Here is a 25,503-nt window from a genome sequence, read left to right on the forward strand (position 1 = left end):
CTCCCCTTGACGGAAGAAAACCCGCCGGTGTTTCGGCGGGCTGCGTCGCGGATCTGCTTCTCGGACGTGTCCTCACGATCCGATTGCGGATGCGTGGATATGGGGAAGTCAGGAAGAGAAAAAAATGATGTCTGATGCAAATCGAGTAGAGTTCGGGAAACGCCTTGCAAAGCTTGTCGCTGACAAACATTGGACTGATGCGCAATTCGCCCGCGAAGCATCGAAGCATTACCGCGGTGCACATGATTTCCGCCGCTGCGACATCTCGCTCTATATGCGCGGCGTCCAGTTTCCGAAGCCTGCGCGCCTGAAGGCGATATGCGAAACGCTCGGGGTCGCGGAAAACGCGCTTGGAGCCGAAGTTCACGTCGGCATGAAGCACTAATTCCCATTCCATCAGAATCTTTCGAGTTCTGATGGAATCAGAATCAGAGCTGCGATTCCGATCTGACGCGTTTTCGCGCGCCTGCAGCCGCCATCGGGGCGAGCCCGAGGACGGATACCGGTTCGCGTCAGAAAACGCGTCAAAACAACAATCGGAAGTTTTCGCTCCTGATTACTCAGAAGCGAAATGCTCTAGCCGACCTGACGTCGAGACGCGTGAGCCATTCCCGCGATGGGGATGGCTCTGCCCAGCGAGTCGACCGGACGCATGCCGGTTATGGAATCGTTGGCGTCGTTGGCGCCGAATGCATCGGTGATTGTAACGTACACGCCAGGCCCCACGATCTTCGGCCACGGCTTCTGCCATTGCCAATCCTTGAAAAACTGCCAGTTGCCTTCGAGGACAACGAGCGACGACGTTTGATCGTTGAAATTGAACTCGTCGACTTGATTGCTGAGATTCTGGATGTGGTCGAATACGTGCTTGTGGTTGCCTTGGAATTCGGCGTTCTCGAAAAGAATGGCATGAGCTGGCATGGTCGCGACTCCCTGATGGTGTTGGCGATCCCGCGGGATCTGTCTGGTAGTTGGTCCCGCCGCCGTTTGGGTTCGCCAGTTCTCTCGCCCATCACAGACTACTGATTCAACTTCGCATCGATATTGCACGATCCGATCGTTGAGGATGCCGTACTCCGATCGCATTTCGAGTTTCGATCGATCGGTCGCAACGCGCTTCGGCTTGAAAATCGTCCGCGCTCAAAAAGACTCCGCGTTCAAAAGACACAAGGTTCAAAAGGCGCCGCTCATAAAAGAAAAAGGGTGCGCCAGCGAACCGGCGCACCCTTCACGACTTGCGGATTAACCGGCAATCAGTACGGGCAGATCGTGCGGCCCCAGCGCGGGCTGTAATAGCAGCCCGGCGCGATAATGCCGACGCCACCCCAGCCGCGACCGCGGTAGCCCCAGCCGCGACCACGGTAGCCCCAGCCACCGCCACGTCCGCGACCCCAGCCGCCGCCACGTCCCCGGCCGCGCCCCCCGCCACGGGCTTCAGCAGACGTGCTCGATCCGGCGATCAGAACCGAAGAAACGCCAGCAACGCCGATAAAGTAGACGCAAACCATCGCCGTTGCCGCCAGGACACGGGTGATGATGCTGCGTTGCGTGCTCGAACTTTTTTGAACCATCAGGAGAATCTCCAACTCTGTTTGGCACCGTCGTGAAGCAGACCCTGTATTCGGGACAACCATTGTCGCGAATATAAGGCGGTCAGTTTGTTTTGGTCCGGTGCGTGATAAAATAACATTTCCAACGAATTGAGCGTGTGCCGCTAATCGAGACCAGGGTCGGCTTACGCCCAGTCAGGGGTCGGCTCCCGCCGTGCTCAGGTTCACGCGCCTTGGTGAAAAATCAGAAAACGCCCCGGCGCTTCAATTGTAACCTGTAATTGTAGTGATAGTCATGCGCGCTTTCCGGTTGTGAGCAGGCGTCGGCCGGTTTTCCGCTGCAACCGCGTGAACTTGCTGTGCCGCAGAAGCGACGCAAAAGGGCAGTCATAACGTGGACGAGCGGCGCGGCGCGTTAACCGCTCTCTCACCTACGGGCTCAGGCTACGCGGTCCGAGCCCGAATTCTTCCCTCCAGATCGCTCCGCAGAGGCTCATGTCAAAACAGCACACCTATGTCCTCGGTCTCAACACCTACGATCACGATGTGAGCGCCTGCCTGCTTCGCGACGGCGCCATCACTGTCGCCATCGCCAAGGAGCGGATTACGCGCGAGAAGCATGCCAGCGGATTCTACAAGGAAGTCATCGATTATTGCCTGAGCGCCGAAGGCATCGGCATGGGCGACATCGATCTGGTGGTCAGCAATTGCTACATCCTTCCGGTTCCCGAGATGGAGGAGCGGCTGATCTATCAGGACATGCCGGGATTCCTGCCGGCCGAGGAGCGGCAGCAGGCGAAGGACCATCCTTATTTTCGCGCCCATTCCGACAAGGTGGTGTCGATCTCCCACCATCTCGCGCACGCCTACAGCGCCTTCGCGGCCTGTCCGTTCGAGGAGGGCGCGATCATGATTGTCGATGGCGTCGGCAGCTACCGTTCGGACGTGAACGAGACTTGTCCGGAAAGCGATCCTGCATCGCCGCTCGCGCGGGAATCGGAGAGCTACTATCGGTTCAGCGGCAAGACGCTCGAATGCCTGAAAAAGGTCTGGATGGAGCCGGACCGCGGCTTTTTCAGCGACGAGTTCTACAACATGCCCGGCCTCGGCGCGCTCTACAGCCGAGCTTCGACCTACATATTCGGCGACTGGAACAAGTGCGGCGAGTTGATGGGGCTCGCGCCCTACGGACGCCGCGACACCATCAAGCCGCTGATGGAGATCGCGGACAATCGTCTCACGGTGCCGCGCTGGTCGGCCGACCTCAACCAGCCCTACATCGCCGAAAGCGGCGGGAAATGGGAAAAAAGCCCTTCCATGCGGCATTGGGAGGATCTCGCCTGGCGGGTTCAGGACGACACCGAAAAGGTGCTGCTCGCGCGCGCCAGATGGCTGCGTGAAACCACCGGCGCAAAGAACCTCTGCATCGCCGGCGGCGTGGCGCTGAACTGCGTCGCCAATGGACGCGTCGCGCGGGAAGCCGGATTCGAGAACGTCTGGATTCAGCCCGCCGCAGGGGACGACGGCATTGCCATCGGCTGCGCCTATTACGGCTGGCTTGAGGTGCTGAAGCAGGGCCGCGGATTCGTGATGGAGCACGCCTATGTCGGCCGCAGCTACTCGGACGCCGAGGTCGAGGCCGCAACCCGGCGCTCGATCGTCAAGGTCCAGACGGCGGCGGTGAAAAGTCCGAACGTCTACGCCGAAACCGCGAAACTTCTGGCGGATCAGAAAGTCATCGGCTGGTTTCAGGGGCGTTCCGAATTCGGCCCGCGCGCGCTGGGCAACCGCAGCCTGATCGCCGATCCACGCAAGGCCGACATGAAGGATATCCTCAACAGCAGGGTCAAGCACCGCCAGCCGTTCCGCCCGTTCGCGCCCATCGTGCTGGCCGAGCGCATGACGGATATCTTCGAGGGCGACGAGGACTCGCCGTTCATGCTGATTGCAAAGAGCGTCCGGCCGGAGTGGCGCGACCGGATTCCGGCGGTGGTTCACGTCGACGGCACGGCGAGGGTGCAGACCGTGCGCGAGAGCACGAACCCGCCGCTCTACCGGCTGCTGAAGGAATTCGAGGAACTGACCGGGGTCCCGGTGCTGATCAACACCTCGTTCAACGTCAAGGGCGAGCCGATCGTGGAGACGCCGCGCGATGCGATGCGCTGCTTCCTGACCACGGGCGTCGATCACCTCGTGCTGCACGACACGGTGATTTCCAAGAAGGGGCTGCACCGGATCGTGGGACCCCTCGTTGGCGTCTACACCGACGTCGGCGCCGTCGTCATGTCCAACCTCAGGCAGGCCTGAGGTCCGGCCGGATGCGCCGTCCTGTCGCGCCCGCGGAGGACGAGATTGTCACGCCGGGGCATACAGAATATACCCAACGGGTCCGCCGGGCTTTTGCCGGACGGCATGGCAGCAGGTTACAGCGATCCATGACAGCACGTATCTTCAAGCCCGCCAAAAACGCGATGCAATCGGGGGTCGCCCAGACCAAGGAATGGCAGCTCGATTACGAGCCCGAGCAGCCGCAGGTCATCGAGCCCCTGATGGGCTGGACCAGCTCCGGCGACATGAAGCAGCAGATCACGATTCGCTTCGATACAAAGGAGGACGCCGTCGCCTATTGCGAGCGCGAGGGCATTGCCTATCAGGTGATCGAGCCGAAGCCGAAGGTGGAAAGAAAGGCAGCCTACGCCGACAATTTCGCATTTCGCCGTATCGAGCCCTGGACGCATTAGCGCAGGTCGCCTCGCCCATAATCATCATGGCCGGGCTTGGCCGTTCGAGGACCGGCGGCGCTTCCGCTCGGCCATAGCCGTTTGAAGAATGGCATCGCTTCACTCGCCTATGGTCCCGGCCATCCACAGTTTTTCGCTGAATTCCAAAGACGTGGACGCCCGGCATAAAGCCGGGCACGACGGGTTGCTGATTCCGTCCAAAAGAAACATGCTCCAGGCGAGAGCTTCAACGCCTGCCACCACCCTGGGCTGCCATGGCGCTTCGTTCCGGTATCGATCCCACGTCGTCCGATTTTGTGCGCAACGCCGATGCGATGAAGGCTCTCGTCGCGGAGTTGCGCAACAAGCTCGCGGTCGCCGCGGGCGGAGGCGGCGAGGCCGCGCGAGCCCGCCATGCCTCGCGCGGCAAGATGCTGGCCCGCGAGCGCGTCGATCTGCTGCTCGATCCCGGCACCGCGTTTCTCGAACTGTCGCCGCTGGCGGCGAATGGCATGTACGGCGGCGATGTTCATTCGGCGAGCATCATCACCGGCGTCGGCCGCGTCTCGGGCCGCGAGTGCGTGATCGTCGCCAACGATGCCACCATCAAGGGCGGCACCTATTATCCGATGACCGTGAAGAAGCATCTGCGGGCGCAGGATATCGCGCGGCAGAACAATCTGCCCTGCATCTACATGGTGGATTCCGGCGGCGCGTTCCTGCCGCAGCAGGACGAGATCTTTCCGGACGAGCGCCACTTCGGCCGCATCTTCTACAATCAGGCCAATATGTCGGCGCAGGGCATTGCGCAGATCGCCATCGTGATGGGATCCTGCACCGCGGGCGGAGCCTATGTGCCGGCGATGTCGGACGAAAGCATCATCGTCCGCAATCAAGGCACGATCTTTCTCGGCGGGCCGCCGCTGGTAAAGGCCGCCACTGGCGAGGTCGTCACAGCGGAAGAACTCGGCGGTGCCGACGTGCACTCGCGGCAGTCCGGCGTCACCGATCATTATGCGCAGAGCGATGCTCACGCGATCGGGATCGCGCGCCGTATCGTTTCCATGTTGAAGCCGCCGCAACGCGCGCCGCTCAATATGCGTGAGCCGCGCGAGCCGCTGTTCGCGAGAGAGGAAATTTACGGCGTGGTGCCGGCGGATGGCCGCAAGCCGTTCGACGTGCGCGACATCATTGCGCGCATTGTCGACGGATCTGAATTCGACGAGTTCAAGAAGCTTTACGGCCAAACCCTGGTGTGCGGCTTCGCTCATATCTGGGGTTATCCGGTCGGCATCGTTGCCAACAACGGCATCCTGTTCAGCGAAAGCGCGCTGAAAGGTACGCATTTCGTCGAACTGTGCTGCCAGCGCGACATTCCGCTTGTGTTCCTGCAGAACATCACCGGCTTCATGGTCGGCAAGAAGTACGAGGCCGGCGGCATCGCGCGCGACGGCGCCAAACTTGTCACGGCGGTCGCGACCGCCGCCGTGCCGAAATTCACCGTGGTGATCGGCGGCTCCTACGGAGCGGGCAATTACGGCATGTGCGGCCGCGCGTTCTCGCCACGATTTCTGTGGATGTGGCCGAACGCGCGGATTTCCGTGATGGGTGGCGAGCAGGCCTCCATTGTTCTCAGCACGTTGCGGCGGGAGAACATCGAAGCCAAAGGGGGCACGTGGTCGAACGAGGAGGAGCGCGAATTCCAGGCGCCGATCCGCGCGCAATACGAAAGCCAGGGCAATCCCTATTACGCCACCGCGCGGTTGTGGGACGACGGCGTGATCGACCCGGTGGATACGCGTCTGGTGCTGGCGCTCGGATTGTCGGCGGCGGCGAACGCAGCCGTTGAGCCGACGACGTTCGGCCTGTTCAGGATGTGACGATGGCGCGTAGCCCAAGCTATCGCCGCTTCAACACGCTCCTGATCGCCAATCGCGGCGAGATCGCCTGCCGCGTCATCCGTTCCGCCCGCGCCATGGGGCTGCGCACGGTCGCCGTTTATTCCGAGGCCAATCGCGACGCGCTGCATGTCGCGATGGCCGACGAGGCTGTGCTACTTGGACCGGCGCCCGCCCGCGACAGCTATCTCAACATCGAGAGGGTGATCGACGCAGCCCGCCGATCCGGCGCGGAAGGCGTCCATCCCGGCTACGGGTTTTTGTCGGAGAATCCCGCCTTCGCACAAGCCTGCGCCGATGCGGGTCTCGTATTCGTCGGCCCGACCGCCGCGATGATGACGGCGATGGGCTCGAAGTCGGGCGCCAAGGCGCTGATGGAGAAGGCGGGTGTGCCGCTGGTGCCCGGCTATCACGGCGAGGCGCAGGACGACGCGACGCTGCAAGGCGCGGCGGAGCGGATCGGCTATCCGGTTCTGGTCAAGGCGTCCGCTGGCGGCGGCGGTCGCGGCATGCGGATCGTGCGCAAGACCGGTGAGCTTGCGGCGGCGCTGGCGAGCGCGAGGCGCGAGGCGAAAGCGGCGTTCGGCGATGAGCGGATGCTGATCGAGAAGTACGTCGAGAATCCGCGCCACATCGAGGTGCAGGTGATCGGGGATACGCACGGCAATCTGCTGTCGCTGTTCGATCGCGAATGCACCTTGCAGCGACGGCACCAGAAGGTGATCGAGGAAGCGCCTTCGCCGACCCTGAACGCGGCGCAGCGCGACACAGTGTGCGAAGCGGCGCGCAAGGCCGCCGGCGCGGTGAACTACATCGGTGCCGGCACGGTCGAGTTCGTGTCCGACGGCAAGGAGGTGTTCTTCATCGAGATGAACACGCGCTTGCAGGTCGAGCATCCCGTGACCGAACTCATCACCGGCATCGATCTGGTCGAATGGCAGCTCCGCGTCGCGTTTGGCGAAAAGCTGCCGCTGATGCAGGATCGGATTGTCATGAATGGCCACGCCATCGAGGCGCGCGTCTACGCCGAGAACCCGAACAAGGAGTTCATGCCTTCGGTCGGCCGCATCACCACTTGGCGCACGCCGCCGGAGATCGACGGCTTGCGTATCGATTCCGGCTACCGCAAAGGCGATACGGTGTCGCCGCACTACGACGCCATGCTCGCCAAAGTGATCGCCTGGGCTGAAACCCGCGATGCCGCGATTGGCCGGCTCGCGCGCGCGCTGGACGGGATCGACGTCCGCGGCGTCGTCACCAACGTTCCGTTCCTGTCCGCGCTGGTGACGCATATCGATGTGCGCGCCAACGCGATCGACACCGGCTTCATCGAACGCCATCTGTCAGACCTGACCGAGGCGTCGGCGGCACCAGGTGAAACCGAACTTGCCGCCGCCGTTGTGGGCATCATGCAGGCGGAACGCGAAGCCTCTCGGACCGATGCGGCATCACCGTGGCGAACCGCGGGCTGGATGCCGGTCGGTCGCCGTCAACGCAAATTTGTGTTTCGTCACGGACAGAGCGAGCACGAAGTCACGCTCGTCTACGGCAACGGGCCGTCGCAATTGCGCGTCGGAGACAAGAACCTTGCATTCGCATTTGAGGCGGACGAGACGGGAGGTCTGACGCTCTCGCTCGATGGAATGCGCAGCCGCATCGTCTCTGTCGTCGAGGGCCGCGAGGTGTATGTGCGGACCCGCAACGGCCGGTTCGCGTTGCACTGGGTCGATCCGTTCGGCGGCGATGACGAGGAGCAGGCCAATGAGGATCGCATCATCGCGCCGCTGCCGGGCATCGTGGTCGCGCTGCTCGCGGAAGAGGGCGCGGTTCTGGAGAAGGGTGCACCCATTCTCACGCTCGAGGTGATGAAGATGGAGCAGACGCTGCGCGCGCCCTACGCGGGGACACTGAAAACGATCAGGTGCAAGGTCGGCGATATCGTGCAGGAGGGCGTCGAACTCGCCGAGATCGAGCCCGCCGCTTGATCTATTTCCCTGCCAGGTTTTTCGTCCTGGCGACTTTCGGTCAGTCCTGCTCGCGACGAGATGCCGCATCGGCCGGTTCGTCTTCAGCGTCTTCGCCGCCGGTATACGGCAGTGGGTGAGGGACTAACTTTCGTCGTATCGCGGGTTATTTCTTCCGCTTCTTTCTGGCGGCATAGCGGGCATCGCGCGCCGCCTTGCGTTCGCTTTCGAAAGTGGCCTTGGCGGCCGTCGCTTCTTCCTTCTCCAGGGCGAGCTGCGCGGCGGCGGCCGCAGCGGCCTCCGCCTCGTGGGCCTTTCGCGCAGCCTTCTCGGCTTCGCGGGCCTGCCGCGCCGTCTCGCGGGCCGCCGCATGGGCCTCGCGCTCGGCCTGTCTTTGCTTCACGACGGGATCGTCAGGACCGGGCTGCGCGCGAAACTTGTCGAGAATATTTTTCCGGGCCTCAAGCGCCGCCTTTTGGCGGTCAGCAAAGCCGGGCTCCTTGAATCCACTCATCTGTCGAGCCAGTTCGTTCATACTAATAGCTGGTGTGGGGGCGCTTATAGCAGCTTCGTCATCGCATGCGCTGGGAAAAACGCGTTACCTACCGAAATCGCCAGATTTTCAAGGGCGCGCGATCCCTGTGCGGGCTGTTTTCTGCGTTGCCAGCTTGGCGTCGGCGTGCCGAGCGCGCTTGCCGTCAATGAGGCGCGCCGATATAAGCGCCGCAATTCCCAAGGCCGCTCAATCAAGGATCTCGACATGGCGACTGAACGCACCTTTTCCATTATCAAACCGGATGCAACCGCGCGAAACCTGACCGGTGCGATCAACGCCCTGATCGAAAAGGCAGGCCTGCGGATCGTGGCCCAGAAGCGCATCCGCATGACCCGCGAGCAGGCCGAGACGTTCTATGCCGTGCACAAGGCGCGCCCCTTTTTCGGAGAGTTGGTCGATTTCATGATTTCCGCTCCCGTTGTCGTGCAGGTGCTAGAAGGGGACAACGCCGTCCTCAAATATCGCGAGATCATGGGTGCGACCGATCCGTCCAAGGCCGCCGACGGCACGATCCGCAAGCTCCATGCGAAGTCGGTCGGCGAAAATTCCGTTCACGGATCGGACGCGACCGAGACCGCTGCGGTCGAAATCGCCCAGTTTTTCTCAAGTAACGAGATCGTCGGCTAAACGGCGAGGTAAAGGACGCCATTGGATTCACTGCTGCACATCTTCGATCTGGCGACGATCACATCGGTCTTCGCCGAATTTCGAAGCGAGTCGCATCATTCGGCGTTCTGGCTTGCCGTCGGCAAGATCATCTGGATTAACGTACTGTTGTCCGGCGACAACGCGCTGGTCATTGCGCTGGCCTGTCGCGGGCTGGCGCCGCCGCAGCGGTTTTGGGGCATGGTCCTCGGAGCCGCCGCCGCGGTCGTTCTCCGCATTGTCTTTACGGGGATTGTCGCAACCCTGATGGAATTGCCCTACCTCAAGCTGGCGGGGGGCATCGCGCTGCTCGTGATTGCCGCCAAGTTGCTGATGCCGGAGAAGGAGGACGAGGAGGGGGTTGCCGCGGCCCGGCATCTGTGGGCCGCCGTTCAGGTCGTGGTCGTCGCGGACATCGTGATGAGTCTCGACAATGTGATCGCGGTTGCGGCGGCCGCGAATGGCAGTTTGCCGCTGTTGATCATCGGACTGGCCATCAGCGTGCCGCTGATCGTGGCCGGCGCCGCGCTGATCATGCTGTTGCTGAATCGCCTGCCTTTTCTGGTGTGGGCCGGAGCGGCCTTGCTGGGTTGGATCGCGGGGCAAGTCATCGCGACCGATCCGGCGGTCGCGCCGCGACTGCACACGCTGTTCGACGCTGGCGCGGGTGCCTTTCTGGATACGGTGCTGGTGCGGTTCGGCCTTGCGCGGCAATTTGCCGTTGACGGCGGCACCGGAGAGGAAATTGTTTGTGCCGTGCTGGGGGCGATCATCGTGCTGATCGCCGGCTCGCTCTGGCGCAGGCGGATAAAGGTCTCCGCCGAGCGTCTCTAGAACGGGATTGATCCGTCGCGCCGCGCATTTCACGGCCGGTATCAAACATGTGGAAGCCGGGACACGCCCGCAAAGCGAGGCCGGTGCCGCCGCAGCGTCGTTCTGCGGGTGCGGTCGCCCCGCCGGCATTTCGAAACCATGGGGCCTCGGCCAGTTTCACGATAACCGGTCGTGGCTTGCTAAGAGGTAATTTTCGTGTTGCAATCTATGCACAATCGGATCTTGGTCCGTTCGTCTGTGCGTTTCGCGAATTCGAAGGTTCAGCAGAGATCAGGAGGGGGTCGTTTGTAACGTGGTGCGCGATGCGCGGCCGCGTCTTTTTTTATACCCAGACAGGGAGACAGACGATGCAGAAGGGCACCGTCAAATGGTTCAATCCGACCAAGGGGTACGGGTTCATCAAGCCGACGACTGGAGACAAGGACGTGTTCGTTCACATCTCAGCCGTGGAGCGGGCTGGCCTTAGCACCCTCAATGAGGATCAGGTGATCGAATTCGATCTGGTCGAAAATCGTGGCAAGGCCTCGGCTGAAAATCTGAAGGTCTCATAACTCCATTATGTTTCCGGCGATTGGCGCAAGCCGCTGCGGCGTGTATCCAATTCGCGACCCGGGGACTTGTCCTTGCCCAGTCCGGACCCGGTCATATCACCGAAGGTGAGATCAGGCTGTCGTCCGGACTGGCGTTTGCCGACGTCTTGCAGATGTCGCCGTCCAGTCGCGTGCCGCCGCTCGCGACAAGCCGCAGCGCATCCGGGTAGATGCGATGCTCGATCTCCAGCACGCGCGCGGCCAGCGTCTCCGCCGTGTCGTCGTCGCGTATCGCGACCGCGCCCTGGATGATAATGGGACCGGCATCGGTTTCGGGAATGACGAAATGGACGGTCGCGCCGGAAATCTTCACGCCGGCGCGCAGTGCCTGGCCGTGAGGATCGAGGCCGCGAAACGACGGAAGCAGCGACGGGTGGATGTTGAGCATTCGTCCCTGCCAACGCTGGACGAAATCGGCTGTGAACAGCCGCATGAAACCGCCGAGACAGATGAGATCGATGCGGTTGTCGTCCAGTGCCGATTGCAATTTGGCTTCGAACGCCGCGCGGTCCTGGCCGAACGGTTTGCTCTCGATGACGAGCGTTGGAATGCTGGCCGCCTGGGCTCTGGCAAGGCCCTCCGCCGCGGCCTTGTTGGAAATAACGAGGGCAATTTCAGCCGGGAAGTCCTGGGCCTTTGCGGCCTCCACCAGCGCGGTCATGTTCGACCCGCGCCCGGAAATCAGGATTGCGACACGGCGTTTCATGCTTTTCATCCTGCCGGATCGTCTCAGATCACGAGATCGAGGTGGTTGTCGTAGGTGACGCGGCTGTCGTCGCCGGCGGCGATCACCTCACCGAGCAGCGCAACGCGTTCGCCGGCCTGCGTCAGCACCTCCGCGACCTGGTCGACCGCCTCGCGCCGCACGATCGCGATCATTCCGACGCCGCAATTGAAGGTTCGCAGCAGCTCAAGCTCGGCGATACCGCCCTGCTGCGCCAGCCATTTGAAGACCGGCAGCACCGTCACCTGGGCGAGGTCGATGCGCACGCCGAGATGCTTGGGCAATACGCGAGGGATGTTGTCGGTAAAGCCGCCGCCCGTGATGTGGGCAAGCCCCTTCACCGCGCCGGTTTCGCGGATCGCGCGCAGGCAGGATTTGACGTAGAGCCGGGTCGGCGTAAGCAAAGCACCGCCGAGCGTCGTGACCGGCGCAAACGGCGCAGGAGCCGCGAGGCCGAGGCCCGAAATCTCGAGAATTTTCCGGACCAGTGAATATCCGTTGGAATGCAGGCCGGACGACGCAAGCCCGATCACGGCGTCGCCAGCGGCGATGTCGCGGCCTGGCAGCAGGGTGCCGCGTTCGGCCGCGCCGACCGCGAAGCCCGCCAGATCGTAGTCTCCCTCGCTGTAGAGGCCCGGCATTTCGGCCGTTTCGCCGCCGATCAGGGCGCAACCGGCCTCCTGGCACCCTTCCGCGATACCGGCCACCACAGCGGCCGCAGCTTCGGGGTCGAGCTTGCCGCAGGCAAAATAGTCGAGGAAGAACAGGGGCTCCGCGCCCTGCACGACGAGGTCGTTGACGGACATGGCGACGAGATCGATCCCGATCGTGTCGTGTACCCCGGTTTCAATCGCAAGCTTGACCTTCGTTCCCACGCCGTCATTGGCGGCGACCAGAATCGGGTCCGTGAACCCGGCCGCCTTGAGATCGAACAGCCCGCCGAATCCGCCAATTTCAGCGTCCGCGCCCGCGCGGGCGGTGGCGCGCACCATCGGCTTGATGAGGTCGACCAGCCGGTTGCCAGCATCGATGTCGACGCCTGCCTCGGCATAGGTCAGGCCGTTCTTGCGGTCGGTCATGCAATTTGTATCCAGAATTTCCCGGCTGGTTACGTGGGATTGCGGACCCGCGCAATGGCTCGCAAAGTCTCTCCAGCATATACTATCTAGACAAGAGGCTGTTCCGGGCGCGGAGGCCTCAAATCCCGCGCCGGTTTGCGCGGAAAACGGGCCGGAGGGCAGGAAGCGTCGCGTGAGTATTCCGAATATTATTACACTCGGTCGCATTCTGCTGGTGCCGATCATTATCTGGGCTATCGCCTCCAATCAGATGGAAATCGCTTTCGCGATCTTTGTGGTCGCCGGTGTCAGCGACGCGGTGGACGGGTTTCTCGCCAAGCGCTTCAACATGGCGAGCGAACTGGGCGCGCTTCTGGATCCCCTGGCCGACAAGGCGCTGCTGGTCTCGATCTACGTGACGCTCGGCATCCTGGGCGCCGTTCCCCGCTGGCTCGTGATCCTTGTCGTTTCGCGCGACATCATGATCGTCGGCGCCGTGATCGTCTCGTGGCTGTTCAACAAGCCGATACCCATGAAGCCGCTGATGGTCTCGAAGCTCAACACCGGAGCGCAGGTCGCGTTCGCCGCGCTGGTGCTGGCCGCGCTGGGCTTCGGGTTCGATTCCTCGCCCTACGAGGGCGTTCTGATGACCGCCATCACGATCTTGACCCTGGTTTCGGTCTCGCTCTATCTCGTGGAGTGGGGACGCCACATGAGCACCATCGAGCAGAAATGAAGATCGCTCGATGATGCGCGCGAGTTGGATCTAGCATGGAGTAGATGCGTGGCAGGCCGCCCCGGACCCCGTCAGCTCGCATTCGCGCTGCCGCACGCGGAAAGCCTCTCGCGAGACGATTTTCTTGAGGGGTCGGCAAACGCGGCGGCGCTGTCGCTGGTCGAGAACTGGCCGGAGTGGCCGAACCGGATCATGCTGCTCGCCGGCCCCGAAGGCTGCGGCAAGAGCCATCTGGCCGCGATCTGGGCGGAGCAGGCGGGCGCGCGCTCGATGTCCGCGCACGGCCTGACCGCGGCGGCGGTGCCGGGGGCGCTGGCGACGGGCGCGCTCGTCGTCGAAGACCTCAACCCGCCAGCGTTCGATGAGCTTGCGCTGTTTCACCTGATGAATCTTGCTCGCGAGGACGGCGCCTTCGTCCTGCTGACGGCGCGGGAGCCTCCCGCCGCGATCGAGATCGGATTGCGGGACCTGCGGTCTCGGCTTCGCGCCGTGCCTGTGGTCACGCTGCTGCCGCCCGACGATCACTTGCTGCGGGCGCTGATCGTCAAGTTCTGTGCGGACCGCCAGATGAACATCGACGAGACCGTCGTCAACTTCATCGCCACGCGGACCGAGCGGTCGTTCGCCGCGATCCGTCACGCCGTCGACCAGCTCGATGCGGAATCGTTGCGGCTCGGCAGGCCGGTGACGCGCGCGCTCGCCGCCGAATTGCTGCGCGATCGAAACTGAAACGGGACGATTTTCGCCGCGCTGTCCCGTTGACCGATCTTGACGCGCCGGCGTTCCGGAACCTCAATGTCATTGAAACGTCATTGAGCTGGCCCATGGTTCGGCGCTGTTTGCGCGGCCTGCCGGCGACGCGACGAGAGATGGACCAAGACATCCATGGATTCCGTTCAAGCTATTGTTATTGAAGATAAAAAAGCAGAACCGGAGCAAGGCTCCGCGATCCGGACCAGTCCGGAGCGATTCATCAATCGGGAGCTGTCCTGGCTGCATTTCAATCGCCGGGTGCTTGAGGAATCGGTCAATCCCGGCCATCCCGCGCTCGAGCGCGTTCGCTTCCTGTCGATTTCCGCCAATAACCTTGACGAGTTCTTTATGGTCCGCGTCGCCGGCATCAAGGCGCAGGTGCGGGAAGGGATCACGGAACGCAGTCCGGACGGGTTGACGCCGTCGGAGCAACTCGCGCTCATCAACCAGACCGTCTCCAATCTCGCAAACGACCAGCAGGCGATCTGGCGCGATCTGCGCAACGTGCTGACCGAAGTTGGCATTGTCCTGATCGACGGCAAGGACGTCACCAAGGCCGAGCGGGCGTGGATCGCGGATCACTTTCTCCACAACATCTTCCCCTTGCTGACGCCGCTCGCCATCGATCCGGCGCACCCGTTTCCGTTCATTCCGAGTCTCGGCTTCACCATCGCGCTACAACTCGCGCGCTCCTCCGACGGCAAGCCGATGAATGCGCTGATCCGCATGCCCGGCAAGATCGACAGGTTTCTGCGGCTGCCGCCGGCGGCCAAGGACGACCCCGTCAGGCTGATCACGCTTGAAGGCGCGACCAGCCTGTTCATCAACCGGCTGTTCCCGGGCTACACGGTCAAGGGGCAGGGCGCGTTTCGCATCATCCGGGACTCCGAACTCGAGATCGAGGAAGAGGCGGAAGATCTGGTTCGCCTGTTCGAAACCGCCTTGAAGCGTCGCCGTCGCGGCTCCGTCATTCGCCTTGAAATCGAAGCCGCGATGCCGGCCGAGCTGCGTGCGTTCGTACAGCGGGCGCTATCGGCCACCGACGACGAAGTGTTACTGGTGGACGGCGTCCTGGCCATGAACGAGCTGTCGCAACTGACGCGGCTCGACCGGCCCGACCTCGAATTCGTGCCCTACGTCCCGCGCCATCCCGAGCGTGTGCGCGATCACGGCGGCGACGTGTTCGCAGCGATCCGGCAGAAGGACCTGATCGTTCATCATCCCTATGAATCGTTCGACGTCGTGGTGCAATTCCTGCAGCAGGCCGCGCGTGATCCTGACGTCGTCGCGATCAAGCAGACGCTTTACCGCACCTCCAACAACTCGCCGATCGTGCGGGCCCTGGCGGAGGCGGCGGAGGCCGGCAAGTCGGTTACGGCGCTCGTCGAACTCAAGGCGCGGTTCGATGAAGAAGCCAATATCCGCTGGGCGCGCGATCTCGAACGCGCCGGCGTGCAGGTGGTTTACGGCTTCATCGAACTGAAGACCCACGCCAAGCTGTCGATGGTGGTGCGCCGGGAGGGCGGTGGTCTCACGACCTACGTTCATACCGGGACCGGAAACTATCACCCCTTGACGGCGCGCATCTATACCGACTTGTCGTATTTCACGTCGGACCCCGCCATCGGCCGCGACGCCGCCCGCGTATTCAATTACATCACCGGCTACGCCGAGCCGAGCGACATCGAGAAGATGGCGGTGTCGCCGCTGACCTTGCGCAACCGCATTCTCGACCACATTCGCGGAGAAACCGCTTTCGCCCGCCACGGCAAGCCGGCTGCGATCTGGATGAAGATGAACGCGCTGGTCGACCCCGACATCATCGATGCGCTATATGAAGCATCGCAAGCCGGCGTTTCGGTTGAGCTGATCGTGCGCGGCATTTGCTGCTTGCGGCCCGGAGTTCCCGGATTGTCGGAGAACATTCGCGTCAAGTCCGTGATCGGGCGGTTTCTGGAACACGGCCGGATTTACTGTTTCGGCATGGGGCACAACATGCCCGGACCAAAGGCGGCTGTGTATATCTCGTCCGCCGACATGATGCCGCGTAACCTCGACCGGCGCGTCGAAATTCTGTGCCCGCTGCAAAATGCGACCGTGCATCAACAGGTTCTCGAGCAGATCATGGTCGCGAACCTGAAGGATACCGAACAGAGCTGGCGGTTGTTGCCGGATGGATCGTCAACGCGTATGAAGGCCGCGAAGGGTGAGGAGCCCTTCAACCTGCACAACTATTTCATGACCAATCCGAGTCTGTCCGGCCGTGGAAAGTCGCTCAAGGAATCTTCGCCGCGCCGCCTTACGCGTCGCGCAGAGCGGCAGCCGCCTCCGTAGGAGGGCTGTGCGGAAATATCCGCGTCCGCGCAAGCCGGACGCGAGCGTCGCTGTTATCGACATCGGGTCGAACTCCGTCCGCCTCGTCGTTTACGAAGCGTTGGAGCGCAGCCTCGTCTCGATCTTCAACGAGAAGGCGTTGTGCGGGCTTGGCCGCGAGGTGCAATCCACCGGCCTGCTCGCGCCCGATGCGATCAAGAAGGCGCTGATGTCGTTGCGGCGCTTTCACGCGCTATGCAAGGTGATGAAGGTCGGCCGTGTTTACGCCATCGCAACGGCCGCCTGCCGCGACGCCACGAACGGCGCGGATTTCATCGCCAAAGCCGAACGCATTTGCGGCGTGCCGATCGACGTCCTGTCTGGTCCGCAGGAGGCGCACCTGGCGGCGCTGGGCGTGGTTTCCAGTGTTCACAAGCCGGACGGCATTGTCGGGGATCTGGGCGGCGGCTCGCTGGAATTGACCGACGTGCGCGGCCATCGCGTCCATCGCGGCGTGACGCTGCCGCTAGGCAGTCTCGCATTACAGGATGCATCGAAGACTTCGTTGAAGAGCGCCGAGCGGATCGTGAAGGCCGAACTCTCTGGCGTCGCGCCGCTCAAGGCCGGCAAGGGCCGTACCTTCTATGCCGTCGGCGGAACATGGCGGGCGCTGGCGCGGATTCACATCATCCAGAGCGGCTATCCACTTCGCGTGATGCACGGCTATTCCATTCCCGCCGCCGACGCGCTCGATTTTCTTCGGCGGCTGCGACGTCTGGCGGTTTCGCAAACGCTGGCGGATATCGAAGTGGTCACCGATGCGCGACAGCCGCTGCTGGCTTATGCCGCACTCGTGCTGGAATACATCATCCGGATCGCGAAGCCGAAGACCATCATGTTTTCGACCTACGGCGTCCGCGAAGGCCTGCTTTATTCGCTGTTGCCCGCGACCGAACGCTCCAGGGATGGATTGATTTGCGCTGCGCAAACGTTGAACGGGCTGATGTCGCGTTCGGCGCGTCATGCCGACGAACTGATCGGATGGACCGATCGATTGGTCCGGATTTCGAAACTACCGGAGACCGAAGAGGATCGGCGGCTGCGTCATGCTGCCTGTCTGCTCTCGGACATCGGCTGGCGCATCCATCCGGACTATCGCGGTGAGCAGACGCTCAATCTCATCATGAACGGCAATTTCGGCGACATCGATCATCAGGGGCGGGCGTTCATCGCGCTGTCGGTGTTCTACCGCTACGTCGGACCGAACAAGGTCAATGCACCGTCGTCCGTGCACGACCTGGTCACACCCGCCATGGACGAGAGAGCGCGTATTCTCGGTGCGGCTTTCCGCGTCGCGTATCTGATTTCGGCGGCCAGGCCCGGTGTATTGTCTGCAATGCATTTCAGAAGCAGTGGCCGCAAGCTGAAACTTGTGTTCGAACACCGGCTGGTCGATCTGGTTGCGGATCGCGTCGGCGGCCGGTTCAAGCAACTGGCGCGCCTTGTCGGCCGTTCGGGTTCGATCGTGCTGCGCTGACAGTCTCGCGCGTTTTTTGATCTCGTCATTGTGAACCGCCTCGGCTGTTCGAAATCGCATCGGGCCGGTTATCGTGTTGCCGGTGTGCTCTCTCATCGAGGCATCATCCGGCATGGGGGCTCCAGTATTTCGTGGAGCAAGCCATGACTGAAAGCTCTCCCTACGCGCGCATCAAAGAACCTTCAGCCGGTCGTCCGAGTCGCCGCGATTTCCTCTATGTCGCCACCGCCGCCATGGGTACCGTTGGAGTTGCAGCGACGATCGTACCGATGATCGCGCAGTTAGAACCGGACAAGGCGACGCTCGCAGCCGGCGGTCCGGTTGAACTCGATCTCAGCAAGATGCAACCCGGCCAACAGGTGATCGTCCGCTGGCGCGATCATCCGATCTTTGTCATCAACCGTCCCGCCGCGGCGCTCAAGATGCTTCAGAATCCAAAACTGGTTGAGCGGCTGGCCGATCCCCGGTCCGACGAGATGCAGCAACCGAAATACGCCCAAAATTGGCACCGTTCGGCTAATCCGAATTACGGCGTATTCGTCGGCATCTGCACCCATCTCGGATGCATTCCGCTCTACTATCCGGATCCAAGTGCGAGCGAACCGGCGGCCGACTGGCTCGGCGGTTACTTCTGTCCTTGTCATGGTTCGAAATACGATCTTGCGGGCCGCGTCTTCAGCGGCGTGCCGGCGCCGTACAATCTGCCGGTGCCGCCGTATCGCTTTGTGAATGATCATATGATCCGGATCGGAGAAAATCCGCCGGGCTCGCATTTTGATTTCGCGAGCATCCGGCAAATCTGACGGAACAGGTGGGACCTCAGTCCCGCTCCACGCGCACCACGCGACCCTTTTCGATCGCCAATGCCAGCCGGCCATGCTTCAGCGCGAGCGCGGCTTCGCCGAACAGCTCGCGCCGCCAGCCGTGCAGCGCACCGACATCGGCCTCGTCGTCCGCCGCGATCTGCTCCAGATCGTCCACGGTGGCGATCACCTTGCTGGCGACGGCATGGCGCTCGGACGTCATCCGAAGGAGGACCTTGAGGAGTTCAACGGTAGCGGCGCCGTTGGAGTTGTTGCGCGGCTTCTCCATCTTCGGAAGCGTACGCGGGTCTCGGGCGAGACCGCGCTGGACCGCCGCGACGATGTCGGCGCCCCACTGCGATTTTTCGAAACCTTTCGGCAGCGAGCGCAGCGCCGCCAGCCGCTCCGGGCTCGCAGGCGCGTGGGTCACGATATCGCCGACCGCGTCGTCTTTCAGGACCCGGGAGCGCGGAACGTTCCGGCTCTGGGCTTCCTGTTCGCGCCAGGCCGCCACCTCCATCAGCACGGCAAGATCCTTCGGCTTGCGAACCCGCGTCTTCAATCGCTCCCATGCCCGCTCGGGATGGAAGTCATAGGTTTTCGGCGAGGTCAGAACCTCCATCTCCTCGCTGACCCAGTCGCTGCGGCCGCGCTTCTTGAGGTCGGCATCGAGGGCGGCGAAGACGTCACGCAGATGGGTGACGTCCGCCACGGCATATTCGAGCTGGTTCATGGTCAGTGGCCGGCGCGACCAGTCGGTGAAGCGGTGGGTCTTGTCCGGCCGATGTCCGGTGACGCGCTCGACCAGCGCGTCATAAGCGATGGAATCGCCATAGCCGAGTACCATGGCCGCCACTTGCGTGTCGAAGACCGGATGGGGAATGATGCCGGCCTGGTGCCAGACGATTTCGATGTCCTGGCGGGCGGCGTGGAACACCTTCAGGACGCGCTCGTTCGACATCAGTTCAAAAAAGGGCTTCAGATCGATTCCCTGGGCAAGCGCATCGACCACCACGGCCTCATCGGGGCTCGCCATCTGGAGCACGCAGAGCAGCGGATAGTAGGTGGTCTCGCGGAGGAATTCCGTATCGACCGTGATGACGGGGTGGCTGGCTAGTCGAGCGCAGACGGATGCCAATCCCGCGCTGGTCGTGATAAGGTCCATGAGCGCTCCATAGCCCGTCTTTTTGCCCTTGTCGCCCTGCATTCGGCAGGCACGATCTTGTTTTTCTCCAACTTTTCCGGTCAAGAACGACATCCCGATCCGCCATCGCAGGTTCCGTCATTCGGTTGCCGCGCTTCCCCCGCTCGGGTAAACCGCTGACGCTTTCCACCCGGCCGGACCTCTGATTCCGCCTCTGACGCATTCTTGCAGGATTTCCATGCATCGCTATCGGTCCCATACCTGCGGCGCGCTCCGCGACAGCCACATTGACCAGACGGTCCGCCTGTCCGGCTGGTGCCACCGCATTCGCGACCATGGCGGGGTGTTGTTCATCGACCTGCGCGACCACTACGGGCTCACCCAATGCGTGGCTGATCCGGATTCGCCCGCCTTCGCGCAGGCCGAGAAGCTGCGCTCGGAATGGGTGGTCCGGATCGACGGCAAGGCACGCCGCCGCCCTGCCGGTACCGAGAACCCGGAACTGCCGACCGGCGACGTCGAGGTCTATGTCACCGAGATTGAGGTGCTGGGCCCGGCCGGCGAACTGCCGCTGCCGGTATTCGGCGAGCAGGAATATCCAGAAGACATAAGGCTTAAGTACCGTTTTCTCGACCTTCGTCGGGAGAAGCTGCACCAGAACATCATGACCCGCGGCGCCATCGTCGATTCGATGCGCAGGCGCATGAAGGAGCAGGGATTTTTTGAGTTCCAGACCCCGATCCTGACGGCATCCTCTCCGGAAGGCGCGCGCGACTTCCTGGTGCCGAGCCGCATCCATCCCGGGAAGTTCTACGCGCTGCCGCAGGCTCCGCAGCAATACAAGCAGCTTCTGATGATGTCCGGCTTCGACCGCTACTTCCAGATCGCGCCGTGTTTTCGCGACGAGGATCCGCGCGCCGATCGCCTGCCGGGAGAGTTCTACCAGCTCGACCTCGAGATGAGTTTCGTCGAGCAGGACGATGTTTTTGTTGCGGTTGAGCCGGTCATCACCGGCGTGTTCGAGGAGTTCGCCAAGGGCAAGCCCGTGACAAAGAGCTGGCCGCGGATTCCGTTTGCCGAGGCGATCCGCAAATACGGCAGCGACAAGCCGGATCTGCGCAATCCGCTTCTCATGCAGGACGTGTCCGAGCACTTCCGTGGCTCCGGCTTCAAGGTGTTCGCGCGGATGCTGGAGAATTCGAAGAATCAGGTCTGGGCGATACCGGGGCCGGGCGGCGGCAGCCGTGCCTTCTGCGACCGCATGAATTCATGGGCGCAGGGCGAGGGCCAGCCCGGACTTGGCTACATCATGTGGCGCGAGGGAGATGAGGGTGCGGGGCCGCTCGCCAACAACATCGGAGCCGAGCGCACCGAAGCGATCCGCGTTCAACTCGGACTGAAAGCTGGCGACGCCGCGTTCTTCGTTGCCGGCGATCCGGCGAAATTCTGGAAGTTCGCAGGGCTTGCGCGCACCAGGCTCGGGGAAGAACTGAACCTGATCGATAAGGACAGGTTCGAACTCGCCTGGATCGTCGACTTCCCGATGTACGAATACAACGAGGAGGAGAAGAAGGTCGACTTCTCGCACAACCCGTTCTCGATGCCACAGGGCGGGCTGGAGGCGCTGAACAATCAGGACCCGCTGACGATCAACGCGTTCCAGTACGACATCACCTGCAACGGCTACGAGATCGCTTCGGGCGGCATTCGCAACCATCGGCCGGAAGCAATGGTGAAGGCGTTCGAGATCGCAGGCTATGGCGAGAACGAGGTGGTCGAGCGCTTCGGCGGCATGTACCGCGCGTTTCAATACGGCGCACCGCCGCATGGCGGCATGGCCGCCGGCGTCGATCGCATTGTCATGCTGCTCTGCGGCACCACCAACCTGCGCGAGATCTCGCTGTTTCCGATGAACCAGCGGGCCGAGGATCTGCTGATGGGCGCGCCGTCCGATGTCACGCCGAAGCAGTTGCGCGAGCTTCATATCCGGCTCAATCTGCCGCAGGACTAGCGGTTCGATTCTGGCATTGGCTTCTGGTTCTTGCAGGCATTCCTGCGAATGCCGGAATCGAGGAAGTGCTGGCAAATTGCTGGCGAGGCTTCGGATTTGACATTCGTGTTCGGGACCGGCGGCCGGTGGCGCGCCGATGTCAAATCCGCTCCGCCAACAGGCTGATCAAAGCTGCGGGGAGCGTATATCGTGTCGTATTCCGAGGATCTCCGCTCCGCCGCGCTGTCCTTCCACCGCAACCCGCGGCCCGGCAAACTCGAAATCCAGGCCACCAAGCCGCTCGCCAACCAGCGCGACCTCGCGCTGGCCTATTCCCCGGGCGTGGCGGCGGCCTGCGAGGAGATTGTCGCCGATCCGGCGGAAGCGGCGTCCCTCACCGGGCGGGCCAATCTGGTCGCCGTGGTGTCGAACGGCACGGCCGTGCTCGGTCTCGGCAATATCGGTCCGCTCGCGGCCAAGCCGGTCATGGAAGGCAAGGCGGTCCTGTTCAAGAAGTTCGCTGGCATCGACGTGTTCGATATCGAGATAGCAGCCGACACCATCGAGCGCGTGGTGGAGACGGTCGCGGCGCTGGAGCCGACGTTCGGCGGGATCAACCTTGAGGACATCAAGGGCCCGGAGTGCTTCGAGATCGAGGAGCAGTTGAAGGCCCGGATGAAGATTCCGGTGTTCCACGACGATCAGCACGGCACCGCGATCATCGTCGCAGCCGCCATCACCAACGGGCTGCTCCTGAACGGCAAGACGCTTGCGGACATCAAGATCGTCGCTTCCGGGGCCGGGGCGGCCGCCATCGCCTGCCTCGATCTTCTGGTGTCGATGGGGGCGCAGCGCAAGAACATCTGGGTCTGCGATATCGACGGCTTGGTCTATCAGGGCCGCGAACGGCTGATGGACCGGTGGAAGGCGGCCTATGCGCAGAAGACCGACAAGCGCACGCTGGCCGATGTGATCGCAGGCGCGGACGTCTTTCTCGGGGTTTCGGCCGGCGGCGTGCTGAAGCCGGAGATGGTCGCGCAGATGGCGGACAAGCCGCTGGTGATGGCGCTCGCCAATCCTAACCCGGAGATCATGCCGGACGAGGCGCGCAAGGTGCGGCCCGACGCCATGATCTGCACCGGTCGTTCCGACTTTCCCAATCAGGTGAACAATGTCCTGTGCTTTCCCTTCATTTTCCGCGGCGCTCTCGACGTCGGCGCGACCGCGATCAATGAGGACATGAAGCTCGCTGCTGCCGATGCCATCGCGCGGCTCGCGCGCGAGCCGCCGTCCGATGCGGCAATCAGGTTCGACGGAGAGATCGAGGGTTTTGGACCGGGTTCGCTAATTCCGAGTCCGTTCGATCCCCGGCTGATCCTGCGCATCGCGCCCGCGGTTGCGAAAGCCGCCATGGCGTCCGGCGTCGCGACGCGGCCGATCACGAATTTCGACGAATACCAGGGGCGGCTTGAGCGCTTCGCGTTCCGCTCCGGCCTCGTCATGAAGCCGATGTTTACCCAGGCGAAAACCCAGCCGGTTCGAGTGATCTACGCCGAGGGCGAGGATATGCGGGTGCTGCGGGCAACCCAGCAAGTGCTTGAGGAGCGACTGGCACGTCCGATTCTGGTTGGTCGCCCGTCGGTGGTGGAAACGCGGATCAGGCGTCTGCGTCTCGCGATCAAGGCCGGCAAGGATTTCGACCTCATCAATCCCGAGGATGATCCCCGCTACCGTTCATACGTGCAGTCCTACATCGATGCCGCCGGCCGCTTCGGCGCGACGCCCGATGTCGCCCGCACCACGATCCGCACCAATGCGACGGTGATCGCCGCGCTTGCCGTGGTGCGCGGCGAGGCCGACGCCATGCTGTGCGGCGTCGAAGGCAGCTACATGCGGCACCTCCGGCACATCAGGGAAATCATCGGATACATGCCCGGCGCGAGCGATTTCGCCGCGCTGTCATTGATGATCACGAGCAAGGGCGCTTATTTCATTGCGGACACGCAGGTTCGCCCGAACCCGTCGGCGGAGGAACTGGCCGACATCGCGGCACGAGCGGCGGTGCATGTGCAGCGCTTCAACATCAAGCCGAAGATCGCGTTCGTGTCGCATTCCGATTTCGGCAGCTATCATACGGAGTCGTCGTGCAAGGCGCGCCACGCCGCCAATCTGTTCCATGAACGTCATCCCGACATCGAGTCCGACGGCGAGATGCAGGGCGATACAGCGCTGTCGGAGTCGGCGCGGCAATTGATCCTGCCGCATTCACGGCTGACCGGTGTCGCCAACGTCCTGATCCTGCCGAATCTCGATGCGGCCAACGCGGCCTACCAGATGATCAAGGTGATTGGCGGCGGGTTGCAGGTCGGTCCCATTCTGATCGGCCCCGCGCGGCCCGCGCACATCCTGACGCCGTCGGTGACGGCGCGCGGCATCCTCAACATGACGGCGGTGGCGGTGGTCGAGGCGCAGGAACGCACGAGTCGGCAGCAACCTGCCTTGTTCGGCTGAAATATGACGGACGACGTTTTTTTGATCTTTCAAAACGCCGCGTGAAGCGTTCATACTTGAATTCCTGAAGGACGATCCACGTCCACCTGAATCTGTGGGGGCCGACATGCCGGTGTTCATCACTGTGGGACGAGTTTTGTTTTCGGCGTTGTTTATCGTGTCGGGCGTGTCAAAGCTGTTCGACATCGCGGGGACGGCGGAAGGGATCGCATCCAGGGTGGTCATTCCGGCCGCGCTGACGAGCTTGACGACCCAGATCGAAGGGTTGACCGGCATGCCGACCGCTCAAATGCTGGCCATCGCGGTCGGTGCGCTCGAACTCATCTGCGGCGTGTTCATCGCGCTCAACCTCGGAGCGCGGTTCTTTTCGCTGGTGCTGGCCGCCTTTGTTGTCGCGGCAACGTTCTATTATCACGACTTCTGGAACCAGACCGGACCTGAGTCGAAGAGCAGCATGATTCAGGCGTTGAAGAACCTGTCGCTGATCGGAGCGTTGTTCATCATAGCCGGGATTGGCCGTGGGCCGCGACCTGCCGATGCGACCGGCAGCGAAGTCTGATCGCCGCCGCACTTTCGCTTCTGATTCATCAGAAGCGGAAGGCTCTATGGCCCGCGGCGCCATGCGGTGACGCGAACATCATTCGCCGCGTCGAGTATCCTGGTCTCGCGCGGCTGCAGCCCGTGAGACGTCAGCACGGCCTGCGGAGACTCGTCGGGAACACGTGGGAAACAGCCCTCGCCGCCGGGCAGCGTCACGTGGGGAGCCTCGGACAGCCAGAACGTATCGTATCGGTCGAGAAACATTTCGAAGACGGACGGCCCGCCGATGATCGCGACCGTTCCGTCGTGCACCCCGGCGCGATTGCAGGCGTCCTCGAACGAGGCACCGGCAGGATTCCACAACGTCGCTTTCGGATTGTCGGGGTCGGCGGCGATATTCGTGACGCGATGGGTCAATATGATCCGCTTGCGGAGCGGTGAGTTGGGCTGATCTTCATACGAATTACGGCCATGCACGACGAGGTCGGCGCGATCCAGCCCGGCGGTGAAGAACTCAAGGTCGCCTTTGAATTTCAGCGCCTGCGGCATCACATGGTTCGCATCGGCGAGCATTCCGTCCGCCGACACAATGACGTAGCCTTCGATGCGAAGCATATCCGTTCCAGGTCGTGGCGCG

General features: G+C 62.6%; 23 protein-coding genes. 16 read left to right on the forward strand and 7 right to left on the reverse strand.

Annotated elements, in window-relative coordinates; genetic code table 11:
* Positions 1–124: 124 nt before the first annotated feature.
* Positions 125–385, forward strand: coding sequence for a hypothetical protein (locus tag ACS3WA_RS05995; protein ID WP_438277634.1), 261 nt, complete (start codon positions 125–127; stop codon positions 383–385).
* A gap of 191 nt (positions 386–576) precedes the next feature.
* Here ACS3WA_RS05995 and ACS3WA_RS06000 read toward each other — a convergent pair whose 3' ends face one another.
* Positions 577–921 carry a beta/gamma crystallin-related protein gene (locus tag ACS3WA_RS06000; protein ID WP_438277635.1) on the reverse strand — a complete coding sequence of 115 codons (345 nt, stop codon included), beginning with the start codon at positions 919–921 and terminating at the stop codon, positions 577–579.
* Positions 922–1,253: 332 nt separating this feature from the next.
* Positions 1,254–1,571 (reverse strand): hypothetical protein, encoded by a 318-nt coding sequence (locus ACS3WA_RS06005; RefSeq protein ID WP_438277636.1) that lies wholly within the window; start codon positions 1,569–1,571, stop codon positions 1,254–1,256.
* 474 nt (positions 1,572–2,045) lie between these two features.
* On the opposite strand from ACS3WA_RS06005, the gene ACS3WA_RS06010 reads away from it, so the two are divergent.
* The 4 genes from ACS3WA_RS06010 to ACS3WA_RS06025 all read left to right on the forward strand — a co-directional run bounded on the left by ACS3WA_RS06010 (position 2,046) and on the right by ACS3WA_RS06025 (position 8,153).
* Positions 2,046–3,857 carry a carbamoyltransferase family protein gene (locus ACS3WA_RS06010; RefSeq protein WP_438277637.1) on the forward strand — a complete coding sequence of 604 codons (1,812 nt, stop codon included), beginning with the start codon at positions 2,046–2,048 and terminating at the stop codon, positions 3,855–3,857.
* Between the two features lie 128 nt (positions 3,858–3,985).
* The gene (locus ACS3WA_RS06015; RefSeq protein WP_438277638.1) at positions 3,986–4,291 is read left to right on the forward strand and encodes an ETC complex I subunit; all 306 of its coding nucleotides are present in this window, start codon (positions 3,986–3,988) and stop codon (positions 4,289–4,291) included.
* Positions 4,292–4,545: 254 nt separating this feature from the next.
* Positions 4,546–6,150, forward strand: coding sequence for a carboxyl transferase domain-containing protein (locus ACS3WA_RS06020; protein WP_438277639.1), 1,605 nt, complete (start codon positions 4,546–4,548; stop codon positions 6,148–6,150).
* Positions 6,151–6,152: 2 nt separating this feature from the next.
* Positions 6,153–8,153 carry an acetyl/propionyl/methylcrotonyl-CoA carboxylase subunit alpha gene (locus ACS3WA_RS06025; RefSeq protein ID WP_438277640.1) on the forward strand — a complete coding sequence of 667 codons (2,001 nt, stop codon included), beginning with the start codon at positions 6,153–6,155 and terminating at the stop codon, positions 8,151–8,153.
* A 145-nt stretch (positions 8,154–8,298) separates the two neighbouring features.
* On the opposite strand, the gene ACS3WA_RS06030 is transcribed toward ACS3WA_RS06025, so the two are convergent.
* Positions 8,299–8,646, reverse strand: coding sequence for a DUF6481 family protein (locus ACS3WA_RS06030; RefSeq protein ID WP_412772929.1), 348 nt, complete (start codon positions 8,644–8,646; stop codon positions 8,299–8,301).
* Between the two features lie 246 nt (positions 8,647–8,892).
* On the opposite strand from ACS3WA_RS06030, the gene ndk reads away from it, so the two are divergent.
* The 3 genes from ndk (at position 8,893) to ACS3WA_RS06045 (ending at position 10,718) form a co-directional block, all read left to right on the forward strand.
* The gene (gene ndk, locus ACS3WA_RS06035) at positions 8,893–9,315 is read left to right on the forward strand and encodes a nucleoside-diphosphate kinase (protein WP_319799181.1); all 423 of its coding nucleotides are present in this window, start codon (positions 8,893–8,895) and stop codon (positions 9,313–9,315) included.
* 21 nt (positions 9,316–9,336) lie between these two features.
* Positions 9,337–10,167, forward strand: a complete 831-nt coding sequence (locus ACS3WA_RS06040; RefSeq protein ID WP_438277641.1) for a YjbE family putative metal transport protein — start codon at positions 9,337–9,339, stop codon at positions 10,165–10,167.
* A gap of 347 nt (positions 10,168–10,514) precedes the next feature.
* Positions 10,515–10,718: a cold-shock protein gene (locus ACS3WA_RS06045; RefSeq protein ID WP_438277642.1), complete on the forward strand. Its 204-nt coding sequence runs from the start codon at positions 10,515–10,517 to the stop codon at positions 10,716–10,718.
* A gap of 91 nt (positions 10,719–10,809) precedes the next feature.
* Here the strand turns inward: ACS3WA_RS06045 and purN are convergent, their stop codons facing one another.
* Together purN and purM are read right to left on the reverse strand one after the other, a co-directional pair.
* Positions 10,810–11,463 carry a phosphoribosylglycinamide formyltransferase gene (purN, locus tag ACS3WA_RS06050; RefSeq protein WP_438277643.1) on the reverse strand — a complete coding sequence of 218 codons (654 nt, stop codon included), beginning with the start codon at positions 11,461–11,463 and terminating at the stop codon, positions 10,810–10,812.
* A gap of 23 nt (positions 11,464–11,486) precedes the next feature.
* Positions 11,487–12,560 carry a phosphoribosylformylglycinamidine cyclo-ligase gene (gene purM / locus ACS3WA_RS06055; RefSeq protein WP_438277644.1) on the reverse strand — a complete coding sequence of 358 codons (1,074 nt, stop codon included), beginning with the start codon at positions 12,558–12,560 and terminating at the stop codon, positions 11,487–11,489.
* 172 nt (positions 12,561–12,732) lie between these two features.
* Between purM and ACS3WA_RS06060 the strand changes: the two genes are divergently transcribed.
* The 5 genes from ACS3WA_RS06060 (at position 12,733) to petA (ending at position 18,681) form a co-directional block, all read left to right on the forward strand.
* Positions 12,733–13,275 carry a CDP-alcohol phosphatidyltransferase family protein gene (locus ACS3WA_RS06060; RefSeq protein WP_438277645.1) on the forward strand — a complete coding sequence of 181 codons (543 nt, stop codon included), beginning with the start codon at positions 12,733–12,735 and terminating at the stop codon, positions 13,273–13,275.
* 48 nt (positions 13,276–13,323) lie between these two features.
* Positions 13,324–14,004, forward strand: coding sequence for an HdaA/DnaA family protein (locus ACS3WA_RS06065; protein WP_438277646.1), 681 nt, complete (start codon positions 13,324–13,326; stop codon positions 14,002–14,004).
* Positions 14,005–14,160: 156 nt separating this feature from the next.
* Complete coding sequence (locus ACS3WA_RS06070; protein WP_438277647.1) at positions 14,161–16,362, forward strand: RNA degradosome polyphosphate kinase; 2,202 nt, start codon at positions 14,161–14,163, stop codon at positions 16,360–16,362.
* Positions 16,363–16,369: 7 nt separating this feature from the next.
* Positions 16,370–17,878: an exopolyphosphatase gene (gene ppx, locus ACS3WA_RS06075; RefSeq protein ID WP_438277648.1), complete on the forward strand. Its 1,509-nt coding sequence runs from the start codon at positions 16,370–16,372 to the stop codon at positions 17,876–17,878.
* Between the two features lie 143 nt (positions 17,879–18,021).
* A complete protein-coding gene (petA, locus tag ACS3WA_RS06080; RefSeq protein WP_438277649.1) occupies positions 18,022–18,681 on the forward strand; it encodes a ubiquinol-cytochrome c reductase iron-sulfur subunit in 660 nt (219 codons plus the stop codon).
* Positions 18,682–18,697: 16 nt separating this feature from the next.
* On the opposite strand, the gene rnd is transcribed toward petA, so the two are convergent.
* Positions 18,698–19,846, reverse strand: a complete 1,149-nt coding sequence (gene rnd / locus ACS3WA_RS06085; protein WP_438277650.1) for a ribonuclease D — start codon at positions 19,844–19,846, stop codon at positions 18,698–18,700.
* A gap of 217 nt (positions 19,847–20,063) precedes the next feature.
* On the opposite strand from rnd, the gene aspS reads away from it, so the two are divergent.
* From aspS to ACS3WA_RS06100, 3 genes are all read left to right on the forward strand, one after another.
* Positions 20,064–21,836 (forward strand): aspartate--tRNA ligase, encoded by a 1,773-nt coding sequence (aspS, locus tag ACS3WA_RS06090; protein ID WP_438277651.1) that lies wholly within the window; start codon positions 20,064–20,066, stop codon positions 21,834–21,836.
* A 186-nt stretch (positions 21,837–22,022) separates the two neighbouring features.
* Positions 22,023–24,326 (forward strand): NADP-dependent malic enzyme, encoded by a 2,304-nt coding sequence (locus ACS3WA_RS06095; RefSeq protein WP_438277706.1) that lies wholly within the window; start codon positions 22,023–22,025, stop codon positions 24,324–24,326.
* A gap of 106 nt (positions 24,327–24,432) precedes the next feature.
* Positions 24,433–24,885 carry a DoxX family protein gene (locus ACS3WA_RS06100; protein WP_438277652.1) on the forward strand — a complete coding sequence of 151 codons (453 nt, stop codon included), beginning with the start codon at positions 24,433–24,435 and terminating at the stop codon, positions 24,883–24,885.
* A gap of 44 nt (positions 24,886–24,929) precedes the next feature.
* On the opposite strand, the gene ACS3WA_RS06105 is transcribed toward ACS3WA_RS06100, so the two are convergent.
* Positions 24,930–25,481, reverse strand: coding sequence for a dihydrofolate reductase family protein (locus tag ACS3WA_RS06105; RefSeq protein WP_438277653.1), 552 nt, complete (start codon positions 25,479–25,481; stop codon positions 24,930–24,932).
* Positions 25,482–25,503: the final 22 nt, after the last annotated feature.

Origin of the sequence: Nitrobacter sp. (assembly GCF_051535235.1) — a bacterium.
Taxonomy (GTDB): domain Bacteria; phylum Pseudomonadota; class Alphaproteobacteria; order Rhizobiales; family Xanthobacteraceae; genus Nitrobacter.

Bases quoted from the DNA above. Each gene is read 5' to 3' on its own strand.
- ACS3WA_RS05995 (WP_438277634.1), top strand. From the start codon at position 125: ATGATGTCTGATGCAAATCGAGTAGAGTTCGGGAAACGCCTTGCAAAG.
- ACS3WA_RS06000 (WP_438277635.1), bottom strand. From the start codon at position 921: ATGCCAGCTCATGCCATTCTTTTCGAGAACGCCGAATTCCAAGGCAAC.
- ACS3WA_RS06005 (WP_438277636.1), bottom strand. From the start codon at position 1,571: ATGGTTCAAAAAAGTTCGAGCACGCAACGCAGCATCATCACCCGTGTC.
- ACS3WA_RS06010 (WP_438277637.1), top strand. From the start codon at position 2,046: ATGTCAAAACAGCACACCTATGTCCTCGGTCTCAACACCTACGATCAC.
- ACS3WA_RS06015 (WP_438277638.1), top strand. From the start codon at position 3,986: ATGACAGCACGTATCTTCAAGCCCGCCAAAAACGCGATGCAATCGGGG.
- ACS3WA_RS06020 (WP_438277639.1), top strand. From the start codon at position 4,546: ATGGCGCTTCGTTCCGGTATCGATCCCACGTCGTCCGATTTTGTGCGC.
- ACS3WA_RS06025 (WP_438277640.1), top strand. From the start codon at position 6,153: ATGGCGCGTAGCCCAAGCTATCGCCGCTTCAACACGCTCCTGATCGCC.
- ACS3WA_RS06030 (WP_412772929.1), bottom strand. From the start codon at position 8,646: ATGAGTGGATTCAAGGAGCCCGGCTTTGCTGACCGCCAAAAGGCGGCG.
- ndk (WP_319799181.1), top strand. From the start codon at position 8,893: ATGGCGACTGAACGCACCTTTTCCATTATCAAACCGGATGCAACCGCG.
- ACS3WA_RS06045 (WP_438277642.1), top strand. From the start codon at position 10,515: ATGCAGAAGGGCACCGTCAAATGGTTCAATCCGACCAAGGGGTACGGG.
- purN (WP_438277643.1), bottom strand. From the start codon at position 11,463: ATGAAACGCCGTGTCGCAATCCTGATTTCCGGGCGCGGGTCGAACATG.
- purM (WP_438277644.1), bottom strand. From the start codon at position 12,560: ATGACCGACCGCAAGAACGGCCTGACCTATGCCGAGGCAGGCGTCGAC.
- ACS3WA_RS06070 (WP_438277647.1), top strand. From the start codon at position 14,161: ATGGATTCCGTTCAAGCTATTGTTATTGAAGATAAAAAAGCAGAACCG.
- petA (WP_438277649.1), top strand. From the start codon at position 18,022: ATGACTGAAAGCTCTCCCTACGCGCGCATCAAAGAACCTTCAGCCGGT.
- rnd (WP_438277650.1), bottom strand. From the start codon at position 19,846: ATGGACCTTATCACGACCAGCGCGGGATTGGCATCCGTCTGCGCTCGA.
- aspS (WP_438277651.1), top strand. From the start codon at position 20,064: ATGCATCGCTATCGGTCCCATACCTGCGGCGCGCTCCGCGACAGCCAC.
- ACS3WA_RS06100 (WP_438277652.1), top strand. From the start codon at position 24,433: ATGCCGGTGTTCATCACTGTGGGACGAGTTTTGTTTTCGGCGTTGTTT.
- ACS3WA_RS06105 (WP_438277653.1), bottom strand. From the start codon at position 25,481: ATGCTTCGCATCGAAGGCTACGTCATTGTGTCGGCGGACGGAATGCTC.